This window comes from Rhodoferax sp. U2-2l (assembly GCF_020594515.1).
GTDB lineage: Bacteria > Pseudomonadota > Gammaproteobacteria > Burkholderiales > Burkholderiaceae_C > Rhodoferax.
In genome coordinates this window covers 103,882-126,730 of record NZ_JAJCTH010000016.1, presented here as the reverse complement: position 1 = coordinate 126,730, position 22,849 = coordinate 103,882, and the positions used below count along the sequence as shown (strand labels likewise).

Here is a 22,849-nt window from a genome sequence, read left to right as displayed (position 1 = left end):
ATGATTCGCGTCATTTTGTGCGACGACCATGCCATGATCCGGCGCGGCATCAAGGACACCCTGTCCGAAGCCACCGACATCCAGGTGGTGGCCGAATCCGGCTCCTACGCCGAAGTGCGTGAAGCCTTGCGAACGCATCCCTGCGAGGTGCTGGTGCTCGACATCAACCTGCCCGGGCGCAGCGGGCTCGAAGTGCTGGCCAGCCTGCGCGAGGTGGACTCACCCATCCGGGTGCTGATGGTGTCCATGTTCCCGGAAGACCAATACGCCATCCGGTGCCTGAAAGCGGGGGCGCAAGGCTACCTGAACAAGGCCGGTGATCCGGCAGAATTGGTCACCGCGGTGCGCACCGTGGCGCAAGGGCGCAAATACGTCACCGCCAGCGTGGCCCAGATGCTGGTGGACAACTTGAATGCGCCCGAAGACACCAGCCTGCACGCCAGCCTGTCCGAACGCGAGTTGCAGACCCTGCTGAAAATCGCCTCCGGCAAGCGGCTATCGGACATCGCCGACGAACTCATGCTCAGCCCCAAAACCGTCAGCGTCTACCGAGCGCGGGTGCTGGAGAAACTCAAACTCACCAACAACGCGGAACTGACGGTGTACGCCATACGAAACGGGTTGGTCTGAGCGAGCCATCTATTGGATGCCAAAGACGTCGATGGCACGCTGCATCAGGGCCATCACCGGCGCATCGATCATCGGCAGCGTGGCGGCCATGCCAATCAAACCGACCGCCAGCGTCACCGGGAAACCGATGGCGTAAATGTTCATCTGCGGCGCCACCCGCGAGACAATGCCCAGCGCCAAGTTGGCAAACAGCAGCATGCCCACCATCGGCAGCGCGATCCATAAACCACTGGCAAACAGGTCCACCCCCAAGTCCAGCACCTTCATGTGTTTGAGCGCTTCCAGAAAATTCTGGTCGACCGGAAAGTTCTGAAAACTCTTGATCACCGCCATCAGTACCAGCAGATGCCCGTTCATTACCACGAACATGAACAACGTCATCTGGCTGAAAAACCGGCCCACGGCGCTGGCCTGCGACCCCATGGATGGGTCAAAAAACGAGGCAAAACTCAGCCCCATCTGGAACCCGATCACCTCGCCCGCCAGTTCCACCGCGGCAAACACCACCCGAACCGCAAAACCGATGGCCAGCCCGACGCCCACTTGCTGGATCACCGCGCCCAGCGCCTCATTGCCGGTGATGCTGATCACGGGTTGTGCACCCAAGGTCGGCTGCGCGGCCAGTGCCACAAAAAACGCCAGCCCGATGCGGGCGCGCACCGGAAATGCCTTCGATGACAGCACCGGTGCGGCGGTGAACACCGCCAAAGTCCGCAAAAAAGGCCAGATCAGGGGTGACAGCCAAGCCGTCAGCTGCGCTTCGGTGAAAGTGATCACGACCTGGGCCGTTTCACATCACGGCCGATGGAATGGACTCAAACGTGCGCCGGATGTAGTCCACCAAGGTGCTCAACATCCAGGGACCGGCCAGCGCAAAGACTGCCATGGCCGCGATCAACTTGGGCACGAAGGCGAGCGTGGCCTCGTTGATCTGGGTGACCGCCTGAAACAGGCTGATCAGCAACCCCACCACCAAAATCACGCCCAACACCGGCGCCGACACCATCAACATCATCCACAGAGCGTTTTGCCCCATGGTCAGGACCATTTGTGCGTTCATGGTTCGCCCTTCAGGTGACAAAACTGGCCGCCAGGGACCCGACGAGCAGGTTCCAGCCATCGGCCAGCACAAAAATCATCAGCTTGAACGGCAGCGCCACCAGCACCGGGGACAGCATCATCATGCCCAGCGACATCAACACGCTGGCCACCACAATGTCAATCACCAGAAACGGGATGAAGATCATGAAGCCGATCTGGAAGGCGGACTTCAGCTCGCTGATCACAAACGCCGGAATCAGCACCCGCATCGGCGCGCTGGGGGCGTCCGTGGCCGCGTCCAGCTTGGCCAATTTGACAAACAGCGCCAGGTCGGATTGGCGGGTCTGCTTGCTCATGAACTCGCGCATGGGCGCCTCGGCTCGGGGCAAGGCCTGATCAAAGGTGAGCGTGTTGTTGGTGTAGGGCACATAGGCGTCGGCGTACACCCGGTCCAGCGTCGGCCCCATGACAAACAGTGTCAGAAACAGGGACAGGCCCACCACCACCTGATTGGGCGGCGCCGATTGGGTGCCCAGCGCCTGGCGCATCAGCGACAGCACAATCACGATGCGGGTAAAACCCGTCATCATCAACAAAATGGCGGGCAAAAAAGACAGCGCGGTAAAAAACAGCAGGGTCTGGATCGGCACCGAGAAATTCACGCCCGAGCCACCCGTGCCCACCAGCAAGGGCAGTTGGGCATTGTTTTGCGCCAACGCCAGCGCCGGGCCCGTCAAGAGCCACAAGGCCGTGAACCCCTGGCTTATCCTGACTGAGAGACGATGCGTGTTGCTGTTTTTCATAACTTACACCGATGTGCCGGCGCTGATGGCAGACACCTCACGGCCATGCGGAGCAGCCTCTGGCCCGAGCGCTGCGGCCGTGGTGTGCAAACAGGTGATGGTCTGCGCGGTGACACCCAGTGTGAGCCAGACCCGCGCCTCGGCCGGCCCCACCTCCACCGTCACCACCCGCTGGTGCGGCCCCACCGCCACGGCGGAAATCACCTTGGCTGTCGCGCCCGTGCCAGTCACCCCCACCCCCATGCGGCGCTGCAACCACTTCAGTCCAAACGGAATGGCCGCCAGAACCCCAATGGCCAGAACAAGGGGCAACCACGCTGACAACATGGCTGCGCCCTACCCTTTGCTGACGCGGCGCAGGCGCTCTGACGGTGTCACCACATCGGTCAGGCGGATACCAAACTTGTCGTTCACCACCACCACCTCACCCTGCGCGATGAGGTAGCCGTTCACCAGCACGTCCATCGGCTCACCGGCCAGGGCGTCCAGCTCCACCACCGAGCCCTGACCCAGCTGCAAGATGTGTTTGATCGGCACCTTGGTCCGGCCCAGCTCCACCGACAGCAGCACCGGAATATCCAGCACCCGGTTGATATCGTTGATGGGAATATCGTTGTGGCTGCTGGATGACGAAAACGTGCGCGAATGATCCTCAGACAGCACACCACCCGGCTCGGGGGCGGCGGCAGAGTCGGCGCTTTTTTGCTCCATCAGGGCCTCGGCCCAGTCGGCCAGGCCGTCGTCGTCGGATTTGTCGTCAGTTGCCATGTCGTTCACCTTTCCAGTTGAGGTCGTTGTTCCTCAAACATCTGTCAATTTTGAGCGCGTACTTGGCGTTGTGGGTGCCGTATTGGCACTCAAACAGCGGCACGCCATCCACTTTGGCCTGAATGCGCGGCTGGCGATCCAGTTCAATGAAGTCGCCTGGCTTCATGGCCAGCAGTTGCTCCACCGTGGCATCCGCATGGGCCAACTCGGCCACCAGCACCACCTCGGCGGCTTGAATCTCTTGCGTCAACACATTCACCCAGCGCTTGTCCACCTCGATCGAGTCGCCCTGGGTCGACGAGTACAACACGTCCCGGATCGGCTCCAGCGTGGCATACGGCATGCAAAAGTGGATCGCGCCAGTGATTTCACCAATTTCCAGCTGAAACGAGGTCGACACCACAATCTCGCTGGGCGTGGCGATGTTGGCAAACTGCGGCTGCATCTCCGAGCGCTGGTAATCCAGCTCCAGCGGGTAAATGCCGACCCAGGCTTTTTTGTACTCGTCGGTGATCACATCCACCATCCGGTTGATCACCCGCTGCTCGGTAGCCGAAAAGTCGCGTCCTTCAATACGCGTCTGGAATTTGCCGATGCCGCCATACAGCGACTCGATCACGCCAAACACCAGCGCTGGCTCACAGACAATCATGCCGCTGCCGCGCAAGGGCCGGATGGCCACAATGTTGAAATTGGTCGGCACCGCCAGTTCACGCAAAAACGCGCTGTAGCGCTGCACCGTCACCGGCCCCACCGAAATCTCAGGGCTGCGGCGGATGAAGTTGAACAGGCCCACCCGCAAATTGCGTGCAAAACGTTCGTTGACGATTTCCATGGTGGGCATGCGCCCACGCACGATGCGCTCCTGGCTGGAAATGTTGTAGGGCCGAACCTCGCCACTATCGGCCACCTCTTCGGCGAGTTTCTGGCTCTCGCCGGTGACACCCTCCAGCAGGGCGTCAACTTCTTCTTGCGACAGGAAAGATTCACTCATGGCCAGGCAGACAACGCATCATTGAACAATCAGGCTGGAAAACAACACGCCCACCACGGGGTAATCCACCTTGGCTTTTTTGCGGACTTTCTTGCCCGGGGCCGGCTCGGGTTCGGGCGTGCCACCACCGTAGGGCCGTGACGCCTCCAGCAAAATATCGTCGATCAGCTTTTGTTTGCCCTCGGCAGATAGCATCTCATCAGCGGTGCGTTGCGACAGCAGCATCAGGACACCGCTGCGAATGGTGGGCATGTAGGCCTTGACACTGTCGGAGGCCTTGGCATCACGCACCTCCAGGGTGATGCCCACTTGGGCCACCCGCTCACCCCCCGGGTCGGCCAGATTCACCACCATGTTGTCCATGGGCAGGTACACCGGCGGCAGCTTTTCGCCTTCATGGGCTGCAGCGGCGGGCTCGCCGCCCTCTTCCTCAGCCAAGGCCGCGTCAGCGGCGCGCTGCTTGTTGATATAAAGAAACGCACCCCCGCCGCCCAGCACCAACAGCAGGACAACCCCCACAATGATGATCAACATCTTTTTGCTCTTGACCTTGGCGGGCGGTTTGGCGTCTGCCTCGGCTGCTTCGGGTTTGGTCGCCACAGTGGTTCCTTCGGTACATTAAACACGGTCATTATTGGATGCAGCGACCGTCCTGATAGGCCAATAAACGGCCCAACAACGCCGCATCTGTCAGGTTAGCGAGTCTAACTTCAGACGTACAGGTCTAACGCCTGTCCCACCGCCGGGTTGGCGGCCCGGGTGGCGGTGGCCCGGACAGGTTCCAGGGCGACCAGCTTGGCCTGGCGTGAGGACGGTTTGGGCTGGCCACCCTCACCCTGGCTGGCGCCGCGGTTGGAGGTGCCCACCGACATGCCGGTGAGTTGCAGCCCCTCGCCTGACAACAAGGCTTTGAGCTGCGCCGAAGCGCCCTCCAGCGCCTGGCGCACCTCGGGCTGGTTGCTGCGGAACTCAATCTGCGCTTGATCACCTTCCAGCGAGATCCGCACCTCCACCGGCTCATCGCCCATTCCGTCCAGCGTCAACTCGGCACTTTGCACGCCCTGGCTAGCCCAATAACTCACGGTTTCAGCCACCTGCCCCTCAGACACCACGGCCGTGGCGGCAGCCACTTCATAGGTCGGGTTGATGCCCAGCCGGTCAGCCACGTTGCCGCCTGCAGCCCCCTCCAGACCGGTGCGTATCTGCCCCATGCCTGGTCGAGCGTCGCGTCGGTCTGTGGCGGCGGTCAGGGCGTCGGCAGACAGGATGACCGGTGCTGCGCTGCTGGCGTCCTGCGCGGCCAAGACCTGCGCACTGGCGGGCTGCCAGCGGGCATCCCGAAGCCCCAACTGCGTCTGGGCAGCGGCGTGTGACTGTGACGCCCGGCGATGGTCCAGCAAGGTGGCAACGTCGGTGTTGGCCAGCGCAGGTTCTGCACCGCGACCGTCCGATGCCGCCAACACCGAGGCTTGTGCAGCCTTGGCCACCGCATCTTTGGGTTCATAGGGCGCCTGAACCGCTGACTGAGACGGTGCCAGCCCCCGCTGGCCCGGGGCATCCGCAGCGGGGCCGGTGTTGGCGCTTTCAGCCGACAGGTTGGTCAGAGGTGTTGCCTGCGCGGCGATCAGGGCCGTCAAGCCAGAAGCCTCTGCCGACGATGCCGGTGCCACCACCGGTGAACCGGTCGCCAGCGCCACGGGTGTTGGCGCCACCGCGACCAAGCCTTGCATATCCGTTGCCAGAAGCAAAAGTTGCGCCTCGTCGTCGGCAAGCGCAGACGGTGTCAACGCAGCGTCTGCACCTGCGTCCGCGTCTGACAGGTCGGCCGCCAACGGCGCGCTCTGTGCATCGGGTGCTGACAGCGCACTCAACAGCCCGGCAAACCCACCCCCCGCGCCTGCGGCACCGGGTGCACCCGCGGCGCCCGCGCGACCGACCGCTGACGCGCCACGACTGACAGTCGCCGCCGATGCTGGTTTGGCCCCTTCAGGCGCCCGGGTGGTGTCGATCGTCATGCTTCGTTCTCCGCTTGTAGGCGCTGTTGGCGCTGCGTCTGCAGGCCGGCCAGCTCATCCATCTGTTTTTGTTCCTGGCGCCCGCGCGCTTTCAGCGCCGTCGCCTGCCGACTTGCCAACACCTGCTTGAAACTCATCAGCCGGAATTCGGCCTGCATCAGCACCTGCCGTGCGGCATTCACGCGCTGTTGGTGGTTGGCCAGCACCCCCTCTTGCAGCTCGATGGCCTGGTTCAGGCGCGCCATGAACTGGTAGTGATGCTGCAGCATCTCGGGCGAGGTGCTGACCTGCGCCCCCTGCAGCCAGCGCTGCTCGGTCTCTTGCGCATATTGCTGGAGCTGCTGCATCTGATCTTGCGCAAACGTTTGGGCCTGCACGTGTTTTTGCAGCTGCGTCTGGGCCTCATCGCGCTGGGAGGTGGCCAGATCGATGGCGAGCAACAAGCTTCTTTGACCCGACATGGTGATCACCTGCGAGCGGCCAGCGTCGTGGCTTGGCGCATCTGGCTCACACTGGCGGCCAGGGGCGCAGCTTCAAACATGTCCTGCTGCAAAAACTTCATCATCGGTTCATGCAGGGCGATGGCCTCGTCCAGCGCCGGGTCAGACCCATGGGCGTAGGCGCCAATCTGCACCAGATCACGCGCTTTTTCATAGCGCGAATAGACCGCCTTGAAGTTGCGCGCCAGCTCAAAATGCTCGCGCGCCACCACGTTGTGCATGACCCGCGAGGCGGATTGCTCGATGTCGATGGCCGGAAAGTGCCCGGCCTCGGCCAGCGTGCGCGACAGCACGATGTGGCCATCCAGAATGGCGCGCGCCGCGTCGGCAATCGGGTCTTGCTGGTCATCACCTTCCGAGAGCACGGTGTAAAACGCGGTGATCGACCCAATGCCATGCAAACCGTTGCCACTGCGCTCCACCAGTTGCGGCAGCTTGGCAAAACACGACGGCGGATACCCTTTGGTGGCCGGTGGCTCGCCAATGGCCAGCGCAATTTCGCGCTGCGCCATGGCGTAGCGGGTGAGCGAATCCATCAGCAGCAGCACATGTTTGCCCTTGTCGCGAAAGCTCTCGGCCACCGCGGTGGCGTAGGCGGCGCCCTGCATGCGCAACAGCGGCGGCGCGTCGGCCGGGGCGGCCACCACCACCGAGCGGGCGCGGCCTTCTTCCCCCAGGATGTCTTCGATGAACTCTTTCACCTCGCGGCCCCGCTCACCAATCAGACCCACCACGATCACATCGGCCTGGGTGTAACGCGCCATCATGCCCATCAGCACACTTTTACCCACGCCAGAGCCGGCAAACAGACCGAGCCGCTGGCCACGCCCCACGGTCAGCAAGGCGTTGATGGCGCGAATGCCGGTGTCGAGTGTTTCGCGCACCGGGTCGCGGTCCATCGCGTTGATGGGTTTGCGGTCCAGCGGCACCGGGTGCACGTTTTGAATCGGCCCCTTGTAGTCCATCGGCGCGCCGTGGGCGTCCACCACCCGGCCCAGCAGGCCCTCACCCAGCGGCAGGCGCAACACGCCCAGCGTGCTGACCCGGTCGGTCTGGCGGCGCTCACCCAGCCGGGGTGCCACCACATAGGCGGGCGCGGGCTCCACGCTGGCACCGCTGGACAGGCCATGCACATCGCCAGCCGGCATCAAAAAAGCCCGGTCGCCTGAAAAACCCACCACCTCGGTCAGCACCGGGGGCTGCCCCCGGCTTCGGATCCAGCACTGCGAGCCCACCGGCACGCGGATACCCACCGCCTCCAGCACCAGCCCGGCCAGCCGGGTCAGCGTGCCGCGCACTTCCAGCGTGGTGCCGGTCTGCACACGCTTTTGCGCGTCAGCCAAAAAGTTTTGCCACTTCAGGGTCGTGTCAGGCGGGGTCACCGGGCACCTCCCACGGGTCGCTCAGGCCGAGCGTGGCCACAGCGCGCTGCCAGCGCCGGGGCAGGCTGCCGTCCACCACCATCCCGGCGGATTCCACCAGGCAGCCGCCGGGCATCACCGCAGGCTCGGCCCGCAAGCTCACATGCAGGTCGGCAAACTTGGCCTGGATCTGCGGCCCCAGGGCGGCCAGGTCGGTGGGGTGGAGCTTGACCACGGCGGTCTTGAATTCGGCGCCCAGCAGGGCAATGGCTTCGGTCAGCACCGGCATCAGCACCTGCGGGTTGCTGGCCAGCTCGTGGCGCACCACCTGGCGAGCCACCTCGCAGGACAAGTCGAGCACGCCCTGGGCCATGGCCTGTTCGGCGTCCAGCTGGGCGCGCTGGGCGGACTCAAACAGCGCGGCAAACTGGCGCGCAGCATCCTGCACCTGGGTCTCCATGAAGGCTTGTTGCTGGCGCTGCAGCTCGGCCTGGGCCTGCAACTTGCCCTGCGCCAACCCGGCGGCAAACCCCTCCTTGAAGGCCTCCTGGCGATCCACTTCGGCGTGGGCCACCTCTTCCTGGGCCTCTCGCGCCTTGGCCTGGGCGGCCTGCAACTGGGCGGCGGTGTTGATGGAGCCAAACTCCCACTGCTCGACCGCGTCGATTTCTTCACCAGGGATAAAACGGGCGTAGTTACGCATGGCTACACCATCGCATCATCTGCACCGCCGCCAATGACGATGGTGCCTTCGTCGGCCAGGCGCCGCACGGTCTTCAAGATTTCCTTTTGCTGTGCCTCCACCTCGGACAGGCGCATCGGCCCGCGCGACTCCAGGTCTTCGCGCAGCGACTCGGCCGCACGGGACGACATGTTGGACAGGAATTTTTCCTTGAGGTCGGGGTTGGCCCCCTTCAGGGCCACGATCAGCACATCGCTGGACACCTCCTTGAGCACCGTCTGGATCGACTTGTCGTCGAGCTTGATCACGTCGTCAAAGACAAACATCTTGTCCATGATCTTCTGCGCCAGATCGGGGTCGTGGTTGCGGATGGATTCGATCACCGTGCCCTCGATGGCGGTGCCCATCAGGTTGATCATCTCGGCCGCCGTCTTGACGCCGCCCAGCGACGATTTGCGCATCTTGTCGCCACCGGCCAGCACCTTGAACAGCACTTCGTTCAGGTCTTTCAGCGCCGAGGGCTGGATGCCTTCCATGGTGGCCACGCGCAGCATCACCTCGTTGCGCTGACGTTCGGCAAAAAACTTCAGGATGTCGGCCGCCTGGTCAAAGTCCAGGTGCACCAGAATGGCCGCCACAATTTGCGGGTGTTCGTTGCGCAGCAATTCGGCCACGCTGCTCGGCTCCATCCACTTCAGGCTCTCGATGCCCGACACGTCGCCGCCCTGCAGGATGCGGTCGATCAGCAGCGCGGCCTTGTCGTCACCCAGCGCACGTTTGAGCACCGAGCGCACATAGTCGCCCGAGTTGGACACCAACAAGCTCTGCGCCGCCGCGATGCCGGTGAACTTGTCCACCACATCGTTGACGCGCTCACGCGTGATGGCTTTGGTTTTGGCGATGGCCTCGCCGAGCTTTTGCACCTCTTTGGGCGACAGGTGTTTGAATACCTCCGAGGCCTCGGCTTCGCCCAGAGACATCATCAGGATGGCAGCGTCTTCCAGACCGTCAGATTGCGACATGATTTACGTTTCCCCGTTCAATGCCTGGCGTTTGGCGGGCAGCGCCATCAGGCCGGAGCCTCGCCGTTGATCCAGGTTTTGACGATGTTAGCAACTGCCGCCGGGTTGTCACGGGTTAATTTGCGCGCGTCCTGCAGTGCAATGTCGCCCGGGGTCGGCTCTGCCGGTTGGTTACTGGCTGCTGAGGGGGCGGCCAGCAGCGGCCGCTCGGGCTGGTCAGACTCAATGGCATCGAGCCCGCCGGCGCTGCCCGGTAGCTGGCGGGCCGGCACCGGCTGCGCCATCACCTTGAGGGCCGGGCGAATCGCGCCCAGCAGCACCAGCGCACCAAACAACAGCGTGCCCACCGGCCAGGCCAGGCTGCGCGCCAGGTCCAGCAGCTCGGGCTGCTGCCACACGGGCAGCGCCTCTTCCTTCGGCTTCTCGGAGGTAAAGGGGGCGTTGACCACGTTCACCGAATCGCCGCGCTCCTGGCTGAAACCAATGGTTTCGCGCACCAGGGCGGTCATTTTCTCCAGCTGCGCGTCGGTCAAAGGCACGGTGGTGGTCTTGCCCTTGGCATCGGTGTTGGTCTGGTGGTTCAGCACCACCGCCGCGCTGATGCGCTTGACCATGCCGGTGCTACCGCGTACCACGCGCACGGTTTTGTCGACCTCGTAATTGATGATCGACTCTTTGCGGCCACCACCATTGGCCGCGCCGTTGGCGCCATTGGCGCCCACCGGCGTTTGGGCCGCGCCATTGATCGGCGCCGCCGTGGGGCCAGGTGGCTGGTTGGTGACGGCACCGGGCACACCGGTGGCCAGGCCGTTGCCCGCTGCGTTGGTGCTTTCCATCAGTTGCTGGCTGCGGATGGCGATGGCGTCTGGCGTCTGGTTGGGCTTGAACAGCTCGGAAGTGGACTCGGTTTGCGAGAAATCCAGCTCGGCGGTGACTTGGGCGCGCACGTTTTGCCGCCCCACCACCGGCTCCAGAATGTCCAGAATGCGCTTGGTATAGAGCTGCTCCAGCTGCTGCACGTGTTGCAACTGTTGGGCGTCACCGCCCATGCCCATCTCACCTTCGGGCGGGGTGGATAACAACTTGCCGGTGTCGTCGAGCACGCTGACCGACTTGGCATCCATCTCTGGCACGCTGGAAGACACCAGGTGAATGATGCCGGCCAACTGGCCGCGGTCCAGGCTGCGCCCGGCATTCATGCCCACCACCACCGAGGCAGAGGGTTTTTGCTGCTCGCGAAAGAATCCGTTTTGATTGGGCAGCGCCAAATGCACCCGGGCGCTGGCCACGGACGACAGCGCCTGGATCGAGCGGGTCAACTCGCCTTCCAGCCCGCGCTGAAACGTCAAACGCTCTTGAAACTGCGTCATGCCGAAGCGGCTGGCGCTGTCCATCAACTCAAACCCGGTGACCGTGCCCTTGGGCAAGCCTTGCGACGCCAGCTTCAGACGGGTGTCGTACACCTTGTCGGCGGGTACCAAAATGGCGCCACCGCCGTCGGCATATTTATAAGGCACGTTCATGGTGGTGAGCTGTGCCACGATGGCACCACCGTCTTTTTCTGCCAGATTGGCATACAACACACGCCATTCGGCCTGACGCCCCATCACCAAGCCCACCACGCCAATCACCACAAACAGCACCACACCCACGGCCAGCCGCATCTTTTGACCTTGATCCAGCGCAGCCAGGCGCTGGCTGATGCTGGGGTTGGCAGAAATGGCAGGGGAGGCAATGGCGGCTGGCATGGGGTTCTTCCGTTAAGGGGTGCTCACTACAAGGTGTATCGCAACTCGGATGCGGATGATTATTTGACACGCATCCGAAAACATGAGCTTGATAAGAGCGGGTTTTACCCCTCACTTCAAATTTATGTTTTGCAAACGGCCTTGCTAGGATGCACCCCATGGACCTCAGACTCACCCCCAACACCATGCCGGTCGGCCTGCGGCCCCAATTGACCGCCGGACGCTCCGCAGGCCAGGTCACAGGCGCCGAGTCGGAAGGGTTTGCCGGTGCCTTGAAAGGCGCCCTGGGCTCGGTCAGCGCCGCGCAAAACGAATCCAGCCGCCTGCAGCGCGAGGTCCAACTGGAAAACCCCAAGGTCAGCCTAGAGCAAACCATGGTCGCTATCCAGAAAGCACAAATCGGCTTTCAGGCCACGCTGCATGTGCGCAACCGCATGGTGCAGGCTTATACCGACATCATGAATATGCAGGTGTGATGCCCGCCCCGGCCAGCCGCTGGTTGGCTGGTCGCACGTCCATCTGAAAAACCACCGCGTGCGCCCGGCCATGAAACAGTTTGTATTTCATTTGAGCATTTCACCCAAGCAGTATCTGGCGTACTACCGCGGCACCATCACACAGGTGGTGGTGCCATGCAGCACAGGCGTCACCATCCAGTTCCCGGCGGGGCTGCTCACCCCATTTGTCACCGAATCCGGCATCCAGGGCCGCTTCAGGCTGACCTGTGACGACAACCACAAAGGCTCGCGCCTGCAGCGCCTCGCTGGCTGACGCCCCTGATCGCAAAACCGCCAGAAGCCTGGAACACGGCTGTCAGGGCCAGCGAACCAAGCCGTCGCTTTCCACACAAAAAATAGCTGCCAGCCCCTTGTCCATCGGGAACTGGCAGCTATTTTTTTAGCTGCTTCAGGTCAGTGCAGGTACTGCCGCTGTCCTTCCAGGTTGGGTTCACAATGCGCCAACCAGGGCTCAGCCAAATAACGGATTTGCGCATCGTTGTTCAAGATGCGCTGCATGATTTTGGTTTTCTCAGCGCGATGCTCGGGCTGCAGTTGCTCTTGCGCCGCCCGTTCACGCAGCTGCTCAATCAGCACCGCGCAGGCACCTTCAAATCGCACCACCTGTTCCCAGTCTTCAGACTTGGCGGCGTCAAGCATTTTGGCGCTGCTGGCTTCAATGGCCGCGTAGTAGTCAATCAAGAGGCGTGACATGATGCACTCCGTTTACTGGGAATTTGCCAATGCGGATGCACCTTGGCCTTGGGTGTCTTTCCAGGCGTCGGCCACCACCTTGATCAAACGGGTCACTTCTTCAAGCGCCGCATCATCGTTGTACATATTGGCGTAGGTCAGCCGATTGATGCAGTAACCAAATACATTCTTCAGATTCGCCACCAAGGGGCGATCAGAGTCCGAGTCCAGCGACTCCAGCAAGCCCTCACCAATGATGCTCACCGCCTTGCCAATGTGCACACCCTTGGTGGCCACATCATTTTGACGCAGGGCCGCGCGGGCGGTGCCCACTGAGAGCAACAACGCGTCAAACAACATCACCACGATCTGGTGCGGGTTGGAGGTGCTGAAACCGGTGTCGATATGGACGCGTTTGTAAGCGGAAGCTGCACGGGCTGAAGGAGAGGTAAACATTTGAGCTCCTGGTTGGTTTGTTACATTCTTTATCGGCATATCGTCCCCAAACTCAAGAGAAATCAATGCGCCAGCGCATCACACGGCGGTCGCACTAGCTGGTGTTTTTGTTGTAGGCCGCCACTTGCGCGGCCAGTATCCTGCTCACCGTGTTGCTCTGACTGATCTGCGCGTCCATCACCGCATACTGGGCACGCAACCGTGCCTCAAACGCGGCCACCTCATCGCTGGTCTTGAGTTGCTCGGCGGCGTTGGTCTCCAGGGCCTTTTGCAGTGACGCACTTTTCAGGGCCAACGAGCCCGTCGTGTCCAGCATGCTGGCAGCCAAATCGCGCAGCTTGACGGCAAAGCCATTGGTCTGGGCGTTGCCGTTGTCATTGGCAAAAAGCTGCTGCAAGGCATTGCCATTGTTGGCCGCCACGGTGAGCTTGGCCACGTTCAGCGAGAGCTTGCCCTGGGCGTTGAGCTCAATCCCGACGTCGGTCAGTCTCTGCATCGAGGCCCCCAGGCTGCTGGAGGCAATCAGGGTTCTGAGTGAGTTTTCGATCGTGTAGATCATCGAGTCGCCCTGAAACTCACCCGCCACCTTGGTGGCAGGGTCGTACTTGGACAGCTCTGTCAGCGTGTCGGTCAAGGCGTTGAACTTGGTCACAAAGTCGGTCAAACTCGTCACCGCTGGCGCGGTGTCTTTGGTGATCGTCATGGTCAACGGCGTAGCGCCCGTTGTTGCCAGCAAGTTGATGGTCACGCCCGGCAAATTGCCTTCGAGCTTGTTGGAGCTCGACGTCACATCAAAGCCATCGATGCTGGCCTTGGCATCTTGGGCATATTGCACCGTACCGGCACCGGCACCGTTCATGCCAAAAGCGCCACTGGCTGGATCAAAAGCCATCCGGGACAAATTGTCGCCCCCGACTAGCATGGCGTCCGACGTGTCAAACGCCTGCAATCTGAATCCGGACTCGGCACCTGTGGCGGCCGAGCGCAGCAACAGCCGGTCTGAGGTGCCATCGTTAAACACCGTGGCCGTCACCCCGGCATTGGCCGCGTTGATTTTGGCGGCAATGGTGCTGACCGTGTCTTCTGCCGTGACATCAATGCCCACATCGGCACTGGTGCTGGGCACAAACGCGCCCGCGCTGGCCGACACCGCCGCGCCCTTGAGGGCCGAAGCATCTGTGGCCGCAGCGGTCACGCTGGCGGGCAGCGCATCCAGGGCCGCCAAATCGGCCGGATCCAGTGCGGCTTTAGCGGCGTCGAGTGCCGCCAATGCATCTGTTTCAGCACTTTGCAGGCTTGGCGTGGCGTGGTCATTGGCGCCCACCGACGCCACCCATGCGGTGTAGGCCACGGCATAAGCGCCTGCGGTGGTGCCGTTGGCCGGTGCGCCTGAGGCAAAGGCCGTGATCGCCGTGGCTGCGGCTTGGTCGTCGGCCAACGCGCTGGCCGCCGCGGTGTTGGCGCTGGCTGCGGCCCCGGCATCCCCCCAGGTGCCCAAGCGCAGTTTCAAAGTACCCGCGCCCACAGCCTGGCCGCCCGTGATCTTGGCGCTGGCCGCCGACTGCTCCTTGGCCAGCTGTGTCACTGCCAACGAAAAACTGGTGACATTGGCGGTCTCTTTCGCGCTGATGGTGGCTACGCTGGTATTGCTTGAGGTGGCCGTGCGAGCGCCCCAGGCGCTGGGCAGCAGCAGCTTTTCCATCAGGTCTTGAACGTCAGCAAACTTCGACTTGATCTGCCCCAACGCAGACACTTTGGCGGTGACTTTGGTTTCTGACGCAATCAAATTGGCAATGGGGGACTTTCTGATGGCCACCAGTTTGTCCACAATGCCACTCATGTCCAGGGTGCTGCCGACACCCAGCGAGGTGATCAATGCCATGTCAATCTCCGGTTATCAGGCCTTTTCGTTCAACAACTTACCCAGCACCTGGTCCAGCACCTTGGCCAATTGCAGCGCCTGCTCGGTGGGGAACTGGCGGATCACCTCATTGGTATGACTGTCAACCACCTTCACCACCTGCCGCTTGCTGCTGTCATCCACTGAAAACACCAGTCCATTGGCCAAAAACTGCAAGGATTTGTTGATGTCGTTCACCGCCTGCGACAGATCTTCTTGCGAGACCTGGCCCACCGCCTGCGCTGGCGCCACGGCGCCCACTGCGCCGCTCTGCTTGCGGGACTCTACCGCGGCCACGGCGGGCGTCAATGCCGGCATCACACTTTTAGGCATCTGCGTGCTGACTTGGCTGGATACGTCAAACTTCATGATGAACTCCTTATGTAGGAAAACCCCGGCCGTTCGAAACCGGCCGGGGTATCCATATCATGCCGAACCGAAGGGTTTAGCGCATCAGGCCTTGCAGTTTGTTTTGCTGCTCAAGCGCCTTGGTGAAGGCATAGTTGGCAGCATCAGCACGCAAGGATGCAGCGGCCAACTCGGCATTGTCGGCAATAAAGTCAGACTGCTCCATGGTGTCGGACGTTGCCTTGAGCGCAAAATTCTGTCCGGCCAAGTCTTCTGCGGTGGCAATGAAGCTCTTCTGGATGGCACCAATCGCCGACTTGGTATTGGACAAACTGGCAATGGCGTTGTCGATGGTCGTCAAGGCGGCCACGGCGCCTTCGGCGGTGGAGAGGTCAATCATGTCCAACGACCCACCACTGCGGCCAGCGCCATAGGTGCCGACTTTCAGATTCAAAGCATCTGTGCCAGCATCAGTAGTTCCAGCCTCAATCGTAAACGCCTTGGCTGACGACAAAGTCAGGGTGCTGGTGTAAGTGCCCCCCATCAAGGTGCCACCGACAGTAGAAACAGTTGCTGCACCGCCATTAAGGCCGGTGGTGGCAGTGACCAAGGTACCCGAATACGTCGGCGCAGCGATTGCACGGCCATCAGCCGCAGTTAGCGTAACGCCTGTTCCATCGTTGTTCGCTACCACACCGGTTTGGGCTGAGATGGCGTTGATGCCAGCGACCACCGCATCGCGGTCGGTAGCAGCGGTCCCTGTAGTTGTAATGGTCGCTGTTGCAATACCGTTGATCGTTATGGTGCCACTTGAGGCAGCCGCCGTCATAGCAACACCTGCACGTGTGCTTGGCGTAGGAATAGCCGTACCCGCTAATGGTGTGGCTGCCGCAGCCGTCATGTCGATGCCAAGGCCAGTGGAAGCAGCGGTCAAAGTGCCCGTGTTTGCCTGCACTGCAGTGATGTTGCGCCCATCTGCAGCGCTAAGCGTCACGCCTTTCGTGTCGTCATTGCTGTCCGTGGCAATGACACCTGTCCGATCACTGATGGCATTGATGGCATCAACCGTGGCCTTTCTGTTCTGTGCGGTGGTACTGCTTGCCGTGGTTGTGATCACCGCCGTACTTACCCCGTTAATTAGCAGCGAGCCCGAGGTGGCACCGACTGTCATGGTTGACGTGGCACCTTGAACTGTAGTTGCATTAACGGTCGCAGTGACGCCTGTTTGCTCGCTCAACGCATTAATTGCCGCAGCCCGCGAAATACCACTGGTTGCCTTCGAATCCCTCTGATCTGCAGGGGCTGCATCAGTCGTTTTGAACGAATAGGAAGCGGTGTCAGACGTGGCCAGAGACGCACCCACGATGACGCCGTTGATCTTGAAGTCACCAGAGGCAAACGACTTCATGCTTTCAGCGCCACCCGTCGCCGCAGTGGCCGAAGCGTAGGCCGTTTGTGCTTTGAACGTGCCAACGGTTAACCCAGCATCCTTGATACCGCCGGTACCTGCGGCGCCATTCAGGTTCGAAGTGATCACAATGGCTTTGTCTGAATTGAGCGTAATCGAACCGGAACTGACTTCAGCAACGCCATTTGCCGCAGAAGTGCCCAATCCGGTGGCGGCTCCCGTTACCGTGTTCAAAGTCAAGCTGATATTCCGGCCGTCGGCCGCAATCAACTTCACGCCACCTTTGTCGGACCCCGTGTCGACGGCGGTAACGCCAGACTCAATGGCCTTGGCATTGATGGCAGCTACAACCGCAGCACGAGATGAAGCCGTATCTGTCGTCGTCTGCAAGTTAATCGTCACGCCGTTGATCACCGCACTACCCGTCAGAGCAGCAGCCGTCATGGACTTGCCACCCACTTCCGTTGCATTGACAGTCGCAGTCACACCCGTTTGAGCCGACCTGGCATTCACGGCCGCAGCTTTTGCAATCGAGCTGCCAGCGGCTGAAGCCGTGGATGCGGTGTCTGCCGCAGCGAGTGACGGACCAATCAGCACGCCATTCAAAGAAAATGCACCTTCCTTCAAGGCAGTTGTGCCAGCGTTTTGTGCTGTTGTCACCGCCGATGTGTCTGCGCTGCCCATCTTGGAAGCCGAAGCATTGCCAAGAGACGCCATCTTGGTGTCGCCTGTGTTGGCACCCACTTGGAAAGTGGCGTTGTTGAACGAGCCATCCAACAGTTTCACGCCGTTGAAGTTGGTCTTTTCAGCCAGGGTGTTGATGTCGGTCAGGAGCAGTTTGACTTCCTTGACCATGGCATCGCGCGAGGCAGCGGTTTGCGTGCCGTTGGAAGCAGCCATGGCCAGTTCACGCAGGCGACCCACCTTGGTTTCAATCGCTTTGACACCCACTTCAGCCGTTTGCATGAGCGAAACGCCGTCGTTGGTGTTGCGGATGGCCACCACGTTGCTGTTGTATTGGGTTTTGATTTGGGTCAGGATGGTGGAGCCGGCGGCATCGTCTTTGGCGCTATTGATACGCAGACCCGTGTTGATACGGTTCATGGCAGCGCTGGCTGTCGACTGCGCATTGTTGTAGCCCATTGCGGCGGCTGCTGCGGGTAGGTTGGAATTGATAGACGCGACCATGATGATGCTCCAATAAAAATGTTAGACAAAAACACACTTCAACAGCGTGTTGCCAACTGTGGCTGGCTTCCGGTCGATAAATCAGAAGAGAACCGCTGTTGAACATGTTTTCGGCCTTAGGTTTGAAAGCTTGAGTCCTTGTTTTGCCGATTCCCGACAAATAGAACAAATAAAGGTCTCAAGAATTTCTGCCAGTGACCGACACCGTGGGCGCTTGGCCGCTGTCGGCTGCCGCACCCCTGGCACTCGCTGCTTTACTTGGGCAGTGAGGCAACCGTGAGGTTAATGAGATGGCGTCGCTGCAAAAGCGCGATAAGCGGCATAGCCGGGGTTCAATTCGTTTCTGACCACGGGATTTGCCGCGTTCTTGCGGCAGAAAGCTGGGCAAGGTGTGATAGACCCGCCATTTTTCGCGCCACGCGATCGGCTCGGCGGATGACCACAGCGCCTCCACGAGCAAGCCGAGGTTTTGAAACGTGCCGATGTCAATCTCGCGAATCTGTCAGGCTTTTTCCTACAAGCGACCTGTTTTGCCTGACACCCGCTCCATCCAAACGCTGATTCAAGTTTTTGGCGCCCCGTTTCAGAATCGGTTCCATGGTGGTGAACGAGGCAATTAGCCCCCAAACACCATCCAAATATTTAGACACCTTTTCCCGGAGCCCACCATGAACGACGAACAACTCAGCCAGGACATCCGCGACGCCAACCTCACCTACCTGATGCTGGCGCAAAACGTGATCCGTCGCGACAAGGCTGAGGCACTGTTTCGCCTGGGCATCTCGGAAGAGTCGGCCGACATGATTGCCATGCTGTCACCCGCGCAGATTTTGAAGATCGCGTCCAGCCCGATGCTGCTGTGCCGCTTCCGGGTGGATGACGACATGGTGTGGGGCCTGCTCACCAACCACACGCCCGCCAAGGTGGACAACGATGCCACCACCAAGCTGCACGCCAGCATCCTGATGGCCGGCCGGTTTGCTGAAGCCTTGTAAAAACTTTGCGGGAAAGACCAGGATTGACACGCAGTGACATCGGCTCTGTCCCCAACTGTTGTGAAACTTTGCGGGAAAGACCAGGATTTACACGCAGTGAAATCTGCTCTGTCCCCAACTGATTAGAAAGAACACCATGGCCACCGTTTCCACCAAAAGCGTATTGAACGATTCCAAACAAGTGGCCCGCGCCGTGGCGCTGATCCAGTTGGGCGCACGCCTGCAGGTGCTGGAGAGCGAAACCAGCCTGTCTTATGAGCGGCTGCTGCGCCTCTATAAAGAAGTGGCTGGCAAATCGCCTTCCAAGGGCCAACTGCCGTTTTCCACCGACTGGTTTCTGACCTGGCAGCCCAACATCCACGCCTCGCTGTTTTTGAACACCTACGAATACCTGAACAAGGTGAGCGACCTGGAAGACATTGAAGCCATCATGAAGGCCTACAAACTCTACAGCGAGCAGATCGCCACCTGCGGCGTGGAGCCACTGCTCTCCATCACCCGCGCCTGGCGGCTGGTGAAGTTTGTCGACAACCACATGCTGGCCATGACCAAGTGCTGCAAGTGCGGCGGCCACTTTGTGAGCGAGCCGTATGAGAACTCCCGCCACTTCGAATGCGGCCTGTGCACCCCCCCGGCGCGCGCGGGCAAAGGCTCGGCGGGCGGTGGCATTTTGCTGCACTGACTTTAGCTACGTCATTGATAGCTTCTCGTCTTGATTCATCAAGGCGAGAAGCTATTTTTATATCGGGCTCAAGTCACCCAAAAACAGGACGATATGATAGGGAGCAGGGTGCGCAGCGCGTGCGGCTCCCCTTATCAACGCAAATGCTCCTTCTGAAGTAAGCCGTCTATGTTTGTTATTGTTGGTTGGCTGATCGTGATGGTGTGCGTCTTTGGCGTGTTCATCTTTCACGGCGGCAATATCGGCGTGGTGCTGACTGCCCTGCCCTTTGAGTTGATCACCATTGGCGGCGCCACAGTGGGTGCTTTTGTCGCCAACAACCAGATGAAGGTGATCAAGTCCAGCCTGAAGGGCCTGGCCTCCTGCTTCAAAGGCAGCAAATACACCAAGGCGCGTTACATGGACCTGCTGGCGCTCATGTACGACATCCTGCAAAAAGCCCGCAAAGAGGGCCTGATGGCCATCGAAAAGGATGTGGAAGACCCGCACAACTCGGAGATTTTCAAGAAACATGGCGCGGTCGGCAGCGACCACCATGTGGTGGAATTCATCACCGACTACCTGCGCATGATGGTGTCGGGCAACCTGAACGCACACGAGATCGAGTCGCTGATGGACAGCGAAATCGACACCCACCACGCCGAAGAACACGCCGCCGTGGCCGCGTTGCAGCGGGTGGCGGGCGGTTTGCCCGCTTTTGGTATTGTGGCCGCGGTGCTGGGCGTGGTGAACACCATGGGCTCGGTAGGGCAACCGCCGGCGGTGCTGGGCGGCATGATTGCCTCGGCGCTGGTGGGCACGTTCCTGGGGATTTTGCTGGCCTATGCGTTTGCCGAGCCACTGGCTGGCTTGCTGGAGCAAAAGGTGGAAGAAGCCGGCAAAGAGCTTCAGTGCATCAAGACCACGCTGCTGGCCAGCATGCAGGGGTACAACCCGGCCACCGCCATAGAGTTCGGTCGCAAGGTGCTCTACTCCACCGAGCGGCCCACCTTCCTGGAGCTGGAAGCCTTCGTCAAGAAAAAATAGGCCGCCAGATTTACCACCATGGCCACCGAAGCCAAGAAACTACAACCGATCATCATCAAGCGGGTCAAAAAACCCGCCCATGTGGCGCACGGCGGCGCCTGGAAGATTGCCTACGCCGACTTCGTGACCGCCATGATGGCGTTCTTTTTGCTGATGTGGCTGCTGGGCAGCACCTCGGAGGGTGACAAAAAGGGGCTGTCGGACTATTTCCAGTCGCCGCTCAAAGTCGCCATGCAGGGCGGCAGCGGCGCCGGTGCCAGCCAGAGCGTGATCAACGGCGGTGGCAATGACCTGACGCAGACGGCAGGCCAGTCCAAGCGCGGTGACGGTGCTGACCCCAAGGCCCGAAGACTTTCGGGCGACCAGGACAAGGTGGCGCGCGCGCGCAAAGACGCGCTGCAAATGGCGCAGTTGAGCGCCAAGATCAGCGCCCTGATTTCACAGGACCCCAAGCTGGCCGCCTTTAGTGAGCAAATCAAGCTGACGATGACGCCCGATGGCTTGCAAATCCAGATTGTGGACGACCAGAAGCGCCCAATGTTTGACAGCGGCAGCGCCAGCGTCAAGCCGTACATGCATGACATCCTGCAGCAAATCGGGCTGGCGCTGGCAGATATTGACAACCGGGTCAGCCTGGATGGCCACACCGACCAGACACCTTACGGCAGCGGGTCGCGCGGTTACAGCAACTGGGAGCTGTCAGCCGACCGGGCCAACGCCACCCGCCGCGAGTTGGTCGCCGCGGGCATGCCCGACGACAAAGTGGCGCGCGTCATGGGCTTGGCCTCAAGCGTTTTGCTGGACACCGACAATCCGCGCAGTCCTTCCAATCGTAGAATCAGCATTACCATCATGACCCGCGAGGCTGAAGAGCGATTGCTGGGTGTCAGGCCGCCGGACGTCGCCCTCGAACCCGAACCACCTGCTCCCGCCAGCGCACCGGCCACCACCAATCCCTGAAGTTACGCGACACCACGATCGGAATTCACTTTATGACAGTTTCAGTTTGCGCCATCGAAAGGCAGCCTTATGGCCAATGATCTCAAGTTTTTGGTGGTGGACGATTTCTCCACCATGCGTCGCATTGTGCGCAACCTGCTCAAGGAAATTGGTTATGCCGAGGCGGATGAGGCTGAAGATGGCGTGGTGGCCTTGCACAAGCTGCGCAACTCCACCTTCCATTTTGTAGTGAGCGACATCAACATGCCCAACATGAACGGGTTCCAGTTGCTCAACGAGATCAAAAAAGACGAGAAGCTCAAGCACCTGCCAGTGCTGATGGTGACCGCTGAGGCGCGCAAGGAAGACATCGTGATGGCGGCCCAGCAAGGCGCTGCCGGCTACATCGTCAAGCCGTTCACCAAGGCCACGCTGGAAGACAAGGTGAACCTGATCCTGACCAAACTGGGGTTGAAATGAGCACCGGCGCCCCCTCCAGTTCGACGGTGGCGACACCGGATTTGTCGCAAGACGTTCATCAGCGCATTGGCATGCTGACGCGTCAGCTCCATGACTCGCTGCAGGGTTTGGGGCTGACAGAACAGGTCAAGTCCTGGGCCGGCGAGATCCCGGACGCCAAAAGTCGTCTGTCCTACATTGCCCGCCTCACCGGCGAAGCCGCAGAAAAGGTGCTTAACAACGTCGACCAGGCCAAGGCGCACCATGACCACATTGCCGCAGAAACCCGGCGTATTGGCGCACTGATCGTCAAGGACCCCGTGGCCGCCGTGGCCAAGGGGCATGTGATGAACTTCATCCATGATGTGGAAGACGCCACCAAACACATCGACAAGAACCTGACCAACATCATGATGGCGCAGGACTTTCATGACCTCACCGGGCAGGTGATCTCCAAGGTGGTCAACCTGACCGCCAGCATTGAATCCCAGCTGCTGCAACTGCTGATCATCACCGCCCCCAGCGAGCCCGTGAACAAGCCTGCCGATTCAGCGAAGCCCGCCACGTTTGTGGTGCATGACCATCCGGTTTTGCAAGGGCCGGTGGTCAACCCGGAAGGCAATCCGGACGTGGTCAAGGGACAGTCCGAGGTCGACGACCTGCTGGCCAGCCTGGGTTTCTAAGACCGGGCAAA

General features: G+C 60.8%; 27 protein-coding genes. 9 read left to right on the top strand and 18 right to left on the bottom strand.

Going from position 1 to position 22,849, the window contains the following annotated elements; all coding sequences use genetic code 11:
- A complete protein-coding gene (locus LHU53_RS15120) occupies positions 1-630 on the top strand; it encodes a response regulator transcription factor (RefSeq protein ID WP_227333487.1) in 630 nt (209 codons plus the stop codon).
- Positions 631-639: 9 nt separating this feature from the next.
- Here the strand turns inward: LHU53_RS15120 and fliR are convergent, their stop codons facing one another.
- The 13 genes from fliR to fliF all read right to left on the bottom strand — a co-directional run bounded on the left by fliR (position 640) and on the right by fliF (position 11,564).
- Positions 640-1,407: a flagellar biosynthetic protein FliR gene (gene fliR, locus LHU53_RS15115; RefSeq protein WP_227333486.1), complete on the bottom strand. Its 768-nt coding sequence runs from the start codon at positions 1,405-1,407 to the stop codon at positions 640-642.
- 13 nt (positions 1,408-1,420) lie between these two features.
- Complete coding sequence (fliQ, locus tag LHU53_RS15110; RefSeq protein ID WP_227333485.1) at positions 1,421-1,690, bottom strand: flagellar biosynthesis protein FliQ; 270 nt, start codon at positions 1,688-1,690, stop codon at positions 1,421-1,423.
- 10 nt (positions 1,691-1,700) lie between these two features.
- On the bottom strand, positions 1,701-2,474 hold the full coding sequence (gene fliP, locus LHU53_RS15105; RefSeq protein ID WP_370632322.1) for a flagellar type III secretion system pore protein FliP: 774 nt from the start codon (positions 2,472-2,474) through the stop codon (positions 1,701-1,703).
- Positions 2,475-2,477: 3 nt separating this feature from the next.
- Complete coding sequence (locus LHU53_RS15100) at positions 2,478-2,801, bottom strand: flagellar biosynthetic protein FliO (RefSeq protein ID WP_227333483.1); 324 nt, start codon at positions 2,799-2,801, stop codon at positions 2,478-2,480.
- Between the two features lie 9 nt (positions 2,802-2,810).
- The gene (gene fliN / locus LHU53_RS15095; RefSeq protein WP_227333482.1) at positions 2,811-3,242 is read right to left on the bottom strand and encodes a flagellar motor switch protein FliN; all 432 of its coding nucleotides are present in this window, start codon (positions 3,240-3,242) and stop codon (positions 2,811-2,813) included.
- Positions 3,232-4,236, bottom strand: a complete 1,005-nt coding sequence (gene fliM / locus LHU53_RS15090) for a flagellar motor switch protein FliM (RefSeq protein WP_227333481.1) — start codon at positions 4,234-4,236, stop codon at positions 3,232-3,234. Before fliM ends, fliN begins: the two co-directional genes overlap by 11 nt.
- An 18-nt stretch (positions 4,237-4,254) precedes the next feature.
- On the bottom strand, positions 4,255-4,836 hold the full coding sequence (gene fliL / locus LHU53_RS15085; RefSeq protein WP_370632320.1) for a flagellar basal body-associated protein FliL: 582 nt from the start codon (positions 4,834-4,836) through the stop codon (positions 4,255-4,257).
- A gap of 110 nt (positions 4,837-4,946) precedes the next feature.
- Entirely contained in the window at positions 4,947-6,251 is a 1,305-nt protein-coding gene (locus tag LHU53_RS15080; RefSeq protein ID WP_227333480.1) for a flagellar hook-length control protein FliK, read from the bottom strand.
- Complete coding sequence (gene fliJ / locus LHU53_RS15075) at positions 6,248-6,712, bottom strand: flagellar export protein FliJ (protein ID WP_227333479.1); 465 nt, start codon at positions 6,710-6,712, stop codon at positions 6,248-6,250. The genes LHU53_RS15080 and fliJ overlap by 4 nt, the downstream gene beginning before the upstream one ends.
- 5 nt (positions 6,713-6,717) lie before the next feature.
- Positions 6,718-8,133, bottom strand: a complete 1,416-nt coding sequence (fliI, locus tag LHU53_RS15070; RefSeq protein ID WP_227333478.1) for a flagellar protein export ATPase FliI — start codon at positions 8,131-8,133, stop codon at positions 6,718-6,720.
- The gene (locus tag LHU53_RS15065; RefSeq protein ID WP_227333477.1) at positions 8,120-8,815 is read right to left on the bottom strand and encodes a flagellar assembly protein FliH; all 696 of its coding nucleotides are present in this window, start codon (positions 8,813-8,815) and stop codon (positions 8,120-8,122) included. Before LHU53_RS15065 ends, fliI begins: the two co-directional genes overlap by 14 nt.
- Positions 8,816-8,817: 2 nt before the next feature.
- On the bottom strand, positions 8,818-9,816 hold the full coding sequence (gene fliG, locus LHU53_RS15060) for a flagellar motor switch protein FliG (protein ID WP_227333476.1): 999 nt from the start codon (positions 9,814-9,816) through the stop codon (positions 8,818-8,820).
- A gap of 47 nt (positions 9,817-9,863) precedes the next feature.
- Positions 9,864-11,564 carry a flagellar basal-body MS-ring/collar protein FliF gene (gene fliF / locus LHU53_RS15055; protein WP_227333475.1) on the bottom strand — a complete coding sequence of 567 codons (1,701 nt, stop codon included), beginning with the start codon at positions 11,562-11,564 and terminating at the stop codon, positions 9,864-9,866.
- Between the two features lie 158 nt (positions 11,565-11,722).
- Here fliF and fliE point away from each other — a divergent pair, with 158 nt between their 5' ends.
- Together fliE and LHU53_RS15045 are read left to right on the top strand one after the other, a co-directional pair.
- Positions 11,723-12,040 (top strand): flagellar hook-basal body complex protein FliE, encoded by a 318-nt coding sequence (gene fliE, locus LHU53_RS15050; protein ID WP_227333474.1) that lies wholly within the window; start codon positions 11,723-11,725, stop codon positions 12,038-12,040.
- A 70-nt stretch (positions 12,041-12,110) separates the two neighbouring features.
- Positions 12,111-12,335: a DUF2835 family protein gene (locus tag LHU53_RS15045; protein WP_227333473.1), complete on the top strand. Its 225-nt coding sequence runs from the start codon at positions 12,111-12,113 to the stop codon at positions 12,333-12,335.
- A 140-nt stretch (positions 12,336-12,475) separates the two neighbouring features.
- Here LHU53_RS15045 and LHU53_RS15040 read toward each other — a convergent pair whose 3' ends face one another.
- The 5 genes from LHU53_RS15040 to LHU53_RS15020 all read right to left on the bottom strand — a co-directional run bounded on the left by LHU53_RS15040 (position 12,476) and on the right by LHU53_RS15020 (position 18,054).
- Complete coding sequence (locus LHU53_RS15040) at positions 12,476-12,775, bottom strand: flagellar protein FliT (RefSeq protein ID WP_227333472.1); 300 nt, start codon at positions 12,773-12,775, stop codon at positions 12,476-12,478.
- A gap of 12 nt (positions 12,776-12,787) precedes the next feature.
- Positions 12,788-13,210, bottom strand: a complete 423-nt coding sequence (gene fliS / locus LHU53_RS15035) for a flagellar export chaperone FliS (protein WP_227333471.1) — start codon at positions 13,208-13,210, stop codon at positions 12,788-12,790.
- Positions 13,211-13,304: 94 nt separating this feature from the next.
- Positions 13,305-15,092 (bottom strand): flagellar filament capping protein FliD, encoded by a 1,788-nt coding sequence (gene fliD, locus LHU53_RS15030; RefSeq protein ID WP_227333470.1) that lies wholly within the window; start codon positions 15,090-15,092, stop codon positions 13,305-13,307.
- Positions 15,093-15,107: 15 nt separating this feature from the next.
- The gene (locus LHU53_RS15025; protein WP_227333469.1) at positions 15,108-15,479 is read right to left on the bottom strand and encodes a flagellar protein FlaG; all 372 of its coding nucleotides are present in this window, start codon (positions 15,477-15,479) and stop codon (positions 15,108-15,110) included.
- Between the two features lie 76 nt (positions 15,480-15,555).
- Complete coding sequence (locus LHU53_RS15020; protein WP_227333468.1) at positions 15,556-18,054, bottom strand: flagellin; 2,499 nt, start codon at positions 18,052-18,054, stop codon at positions 15,556-15,558.
- Between the two features lie 668 nt (positions 18,055-18,722).
- Here LHU53_RS15020 and flhD point away from each other — a divergent pair.
- From flhD to LHU53_RS14990, 6 genes are all read left to right on the top strand, one after another.
- The gene (gene flhD / locus LHU53_RS15015) at positions 18,723-19,049 is read left to right on the top strand and encodes a flagellar transcriptional regulator FlhD (RefSeq protein WP_227333467.1); all 327 of its coding nucleotides are present in this window, start codon (positions 18,723-18,725) and stop codon (positions 19,047-19,049) included.
- A gap of 136 nt (positions 19,050-19,185) precedes the next feature.
- Positions 19,186-19,731, top strand: coding sequence for a flagellar transcriptional regulator FlhC (gene flhC / locus LHU53_RS15010; RefSeq protein ID WP_227333466.1), 546 nt, complete (start codon positions 19,186-19,188; stop codon positions 19,729-19,731).
- Positions 19,732-19,899: 168 nt separating this feature from the next.
- On the top strand, positions 19,900-20,757 hold the full coding sequence (motA, locus tag LHU53_RS15005) for a flagellar motor stator protein MotA (protein WP_227333465.1): 858 nt from the start codon (positions 19,900-19,902) through the stop codon (positions 20,755-20,757).
- An 18-nt stretch (positions 20,758-20,775) separates the two neighbouring features.
- Complete coding sequence (gene motB, locus LHU53_RS15000) at positions 20,776-21,717, top strand: flagellar motor protein MotB (protein ID WP_227333464.1); 942 nt, start codon at positions 20,776-20,778, stop codon at positions 21,715-21,717.
- A 69-nt stretch (positions 21,718-21,786) separates the two neighbouring features.
- Positions 21,787-22,176, top strand: coding sequence for a chemotaxis response regulator CheY (gene cheY / locus LHU53_RS14995; protein WP_227333463.1), 390 nt, complete (start codon positions 21,787-21,789; stop codon positions 22,174-22,176).
- On the top strand, positions 22,173-22,838 hold the full coding sequence (locus tag LHU53_RS14990; RefSeq protein WP_227333462.1) for a protein phosphatase CheZ: 666 nt from the start codon (positions 22,173-22,175) through the stop codon (positions 22,836-22,838). Before cheY ends, LHU53_RS14990 begins: the two co-directional genes overlap by 4 nt.
- The last annotated feature ends 11 nt before the right edge of the window (positions 22,839-22,849 follow it).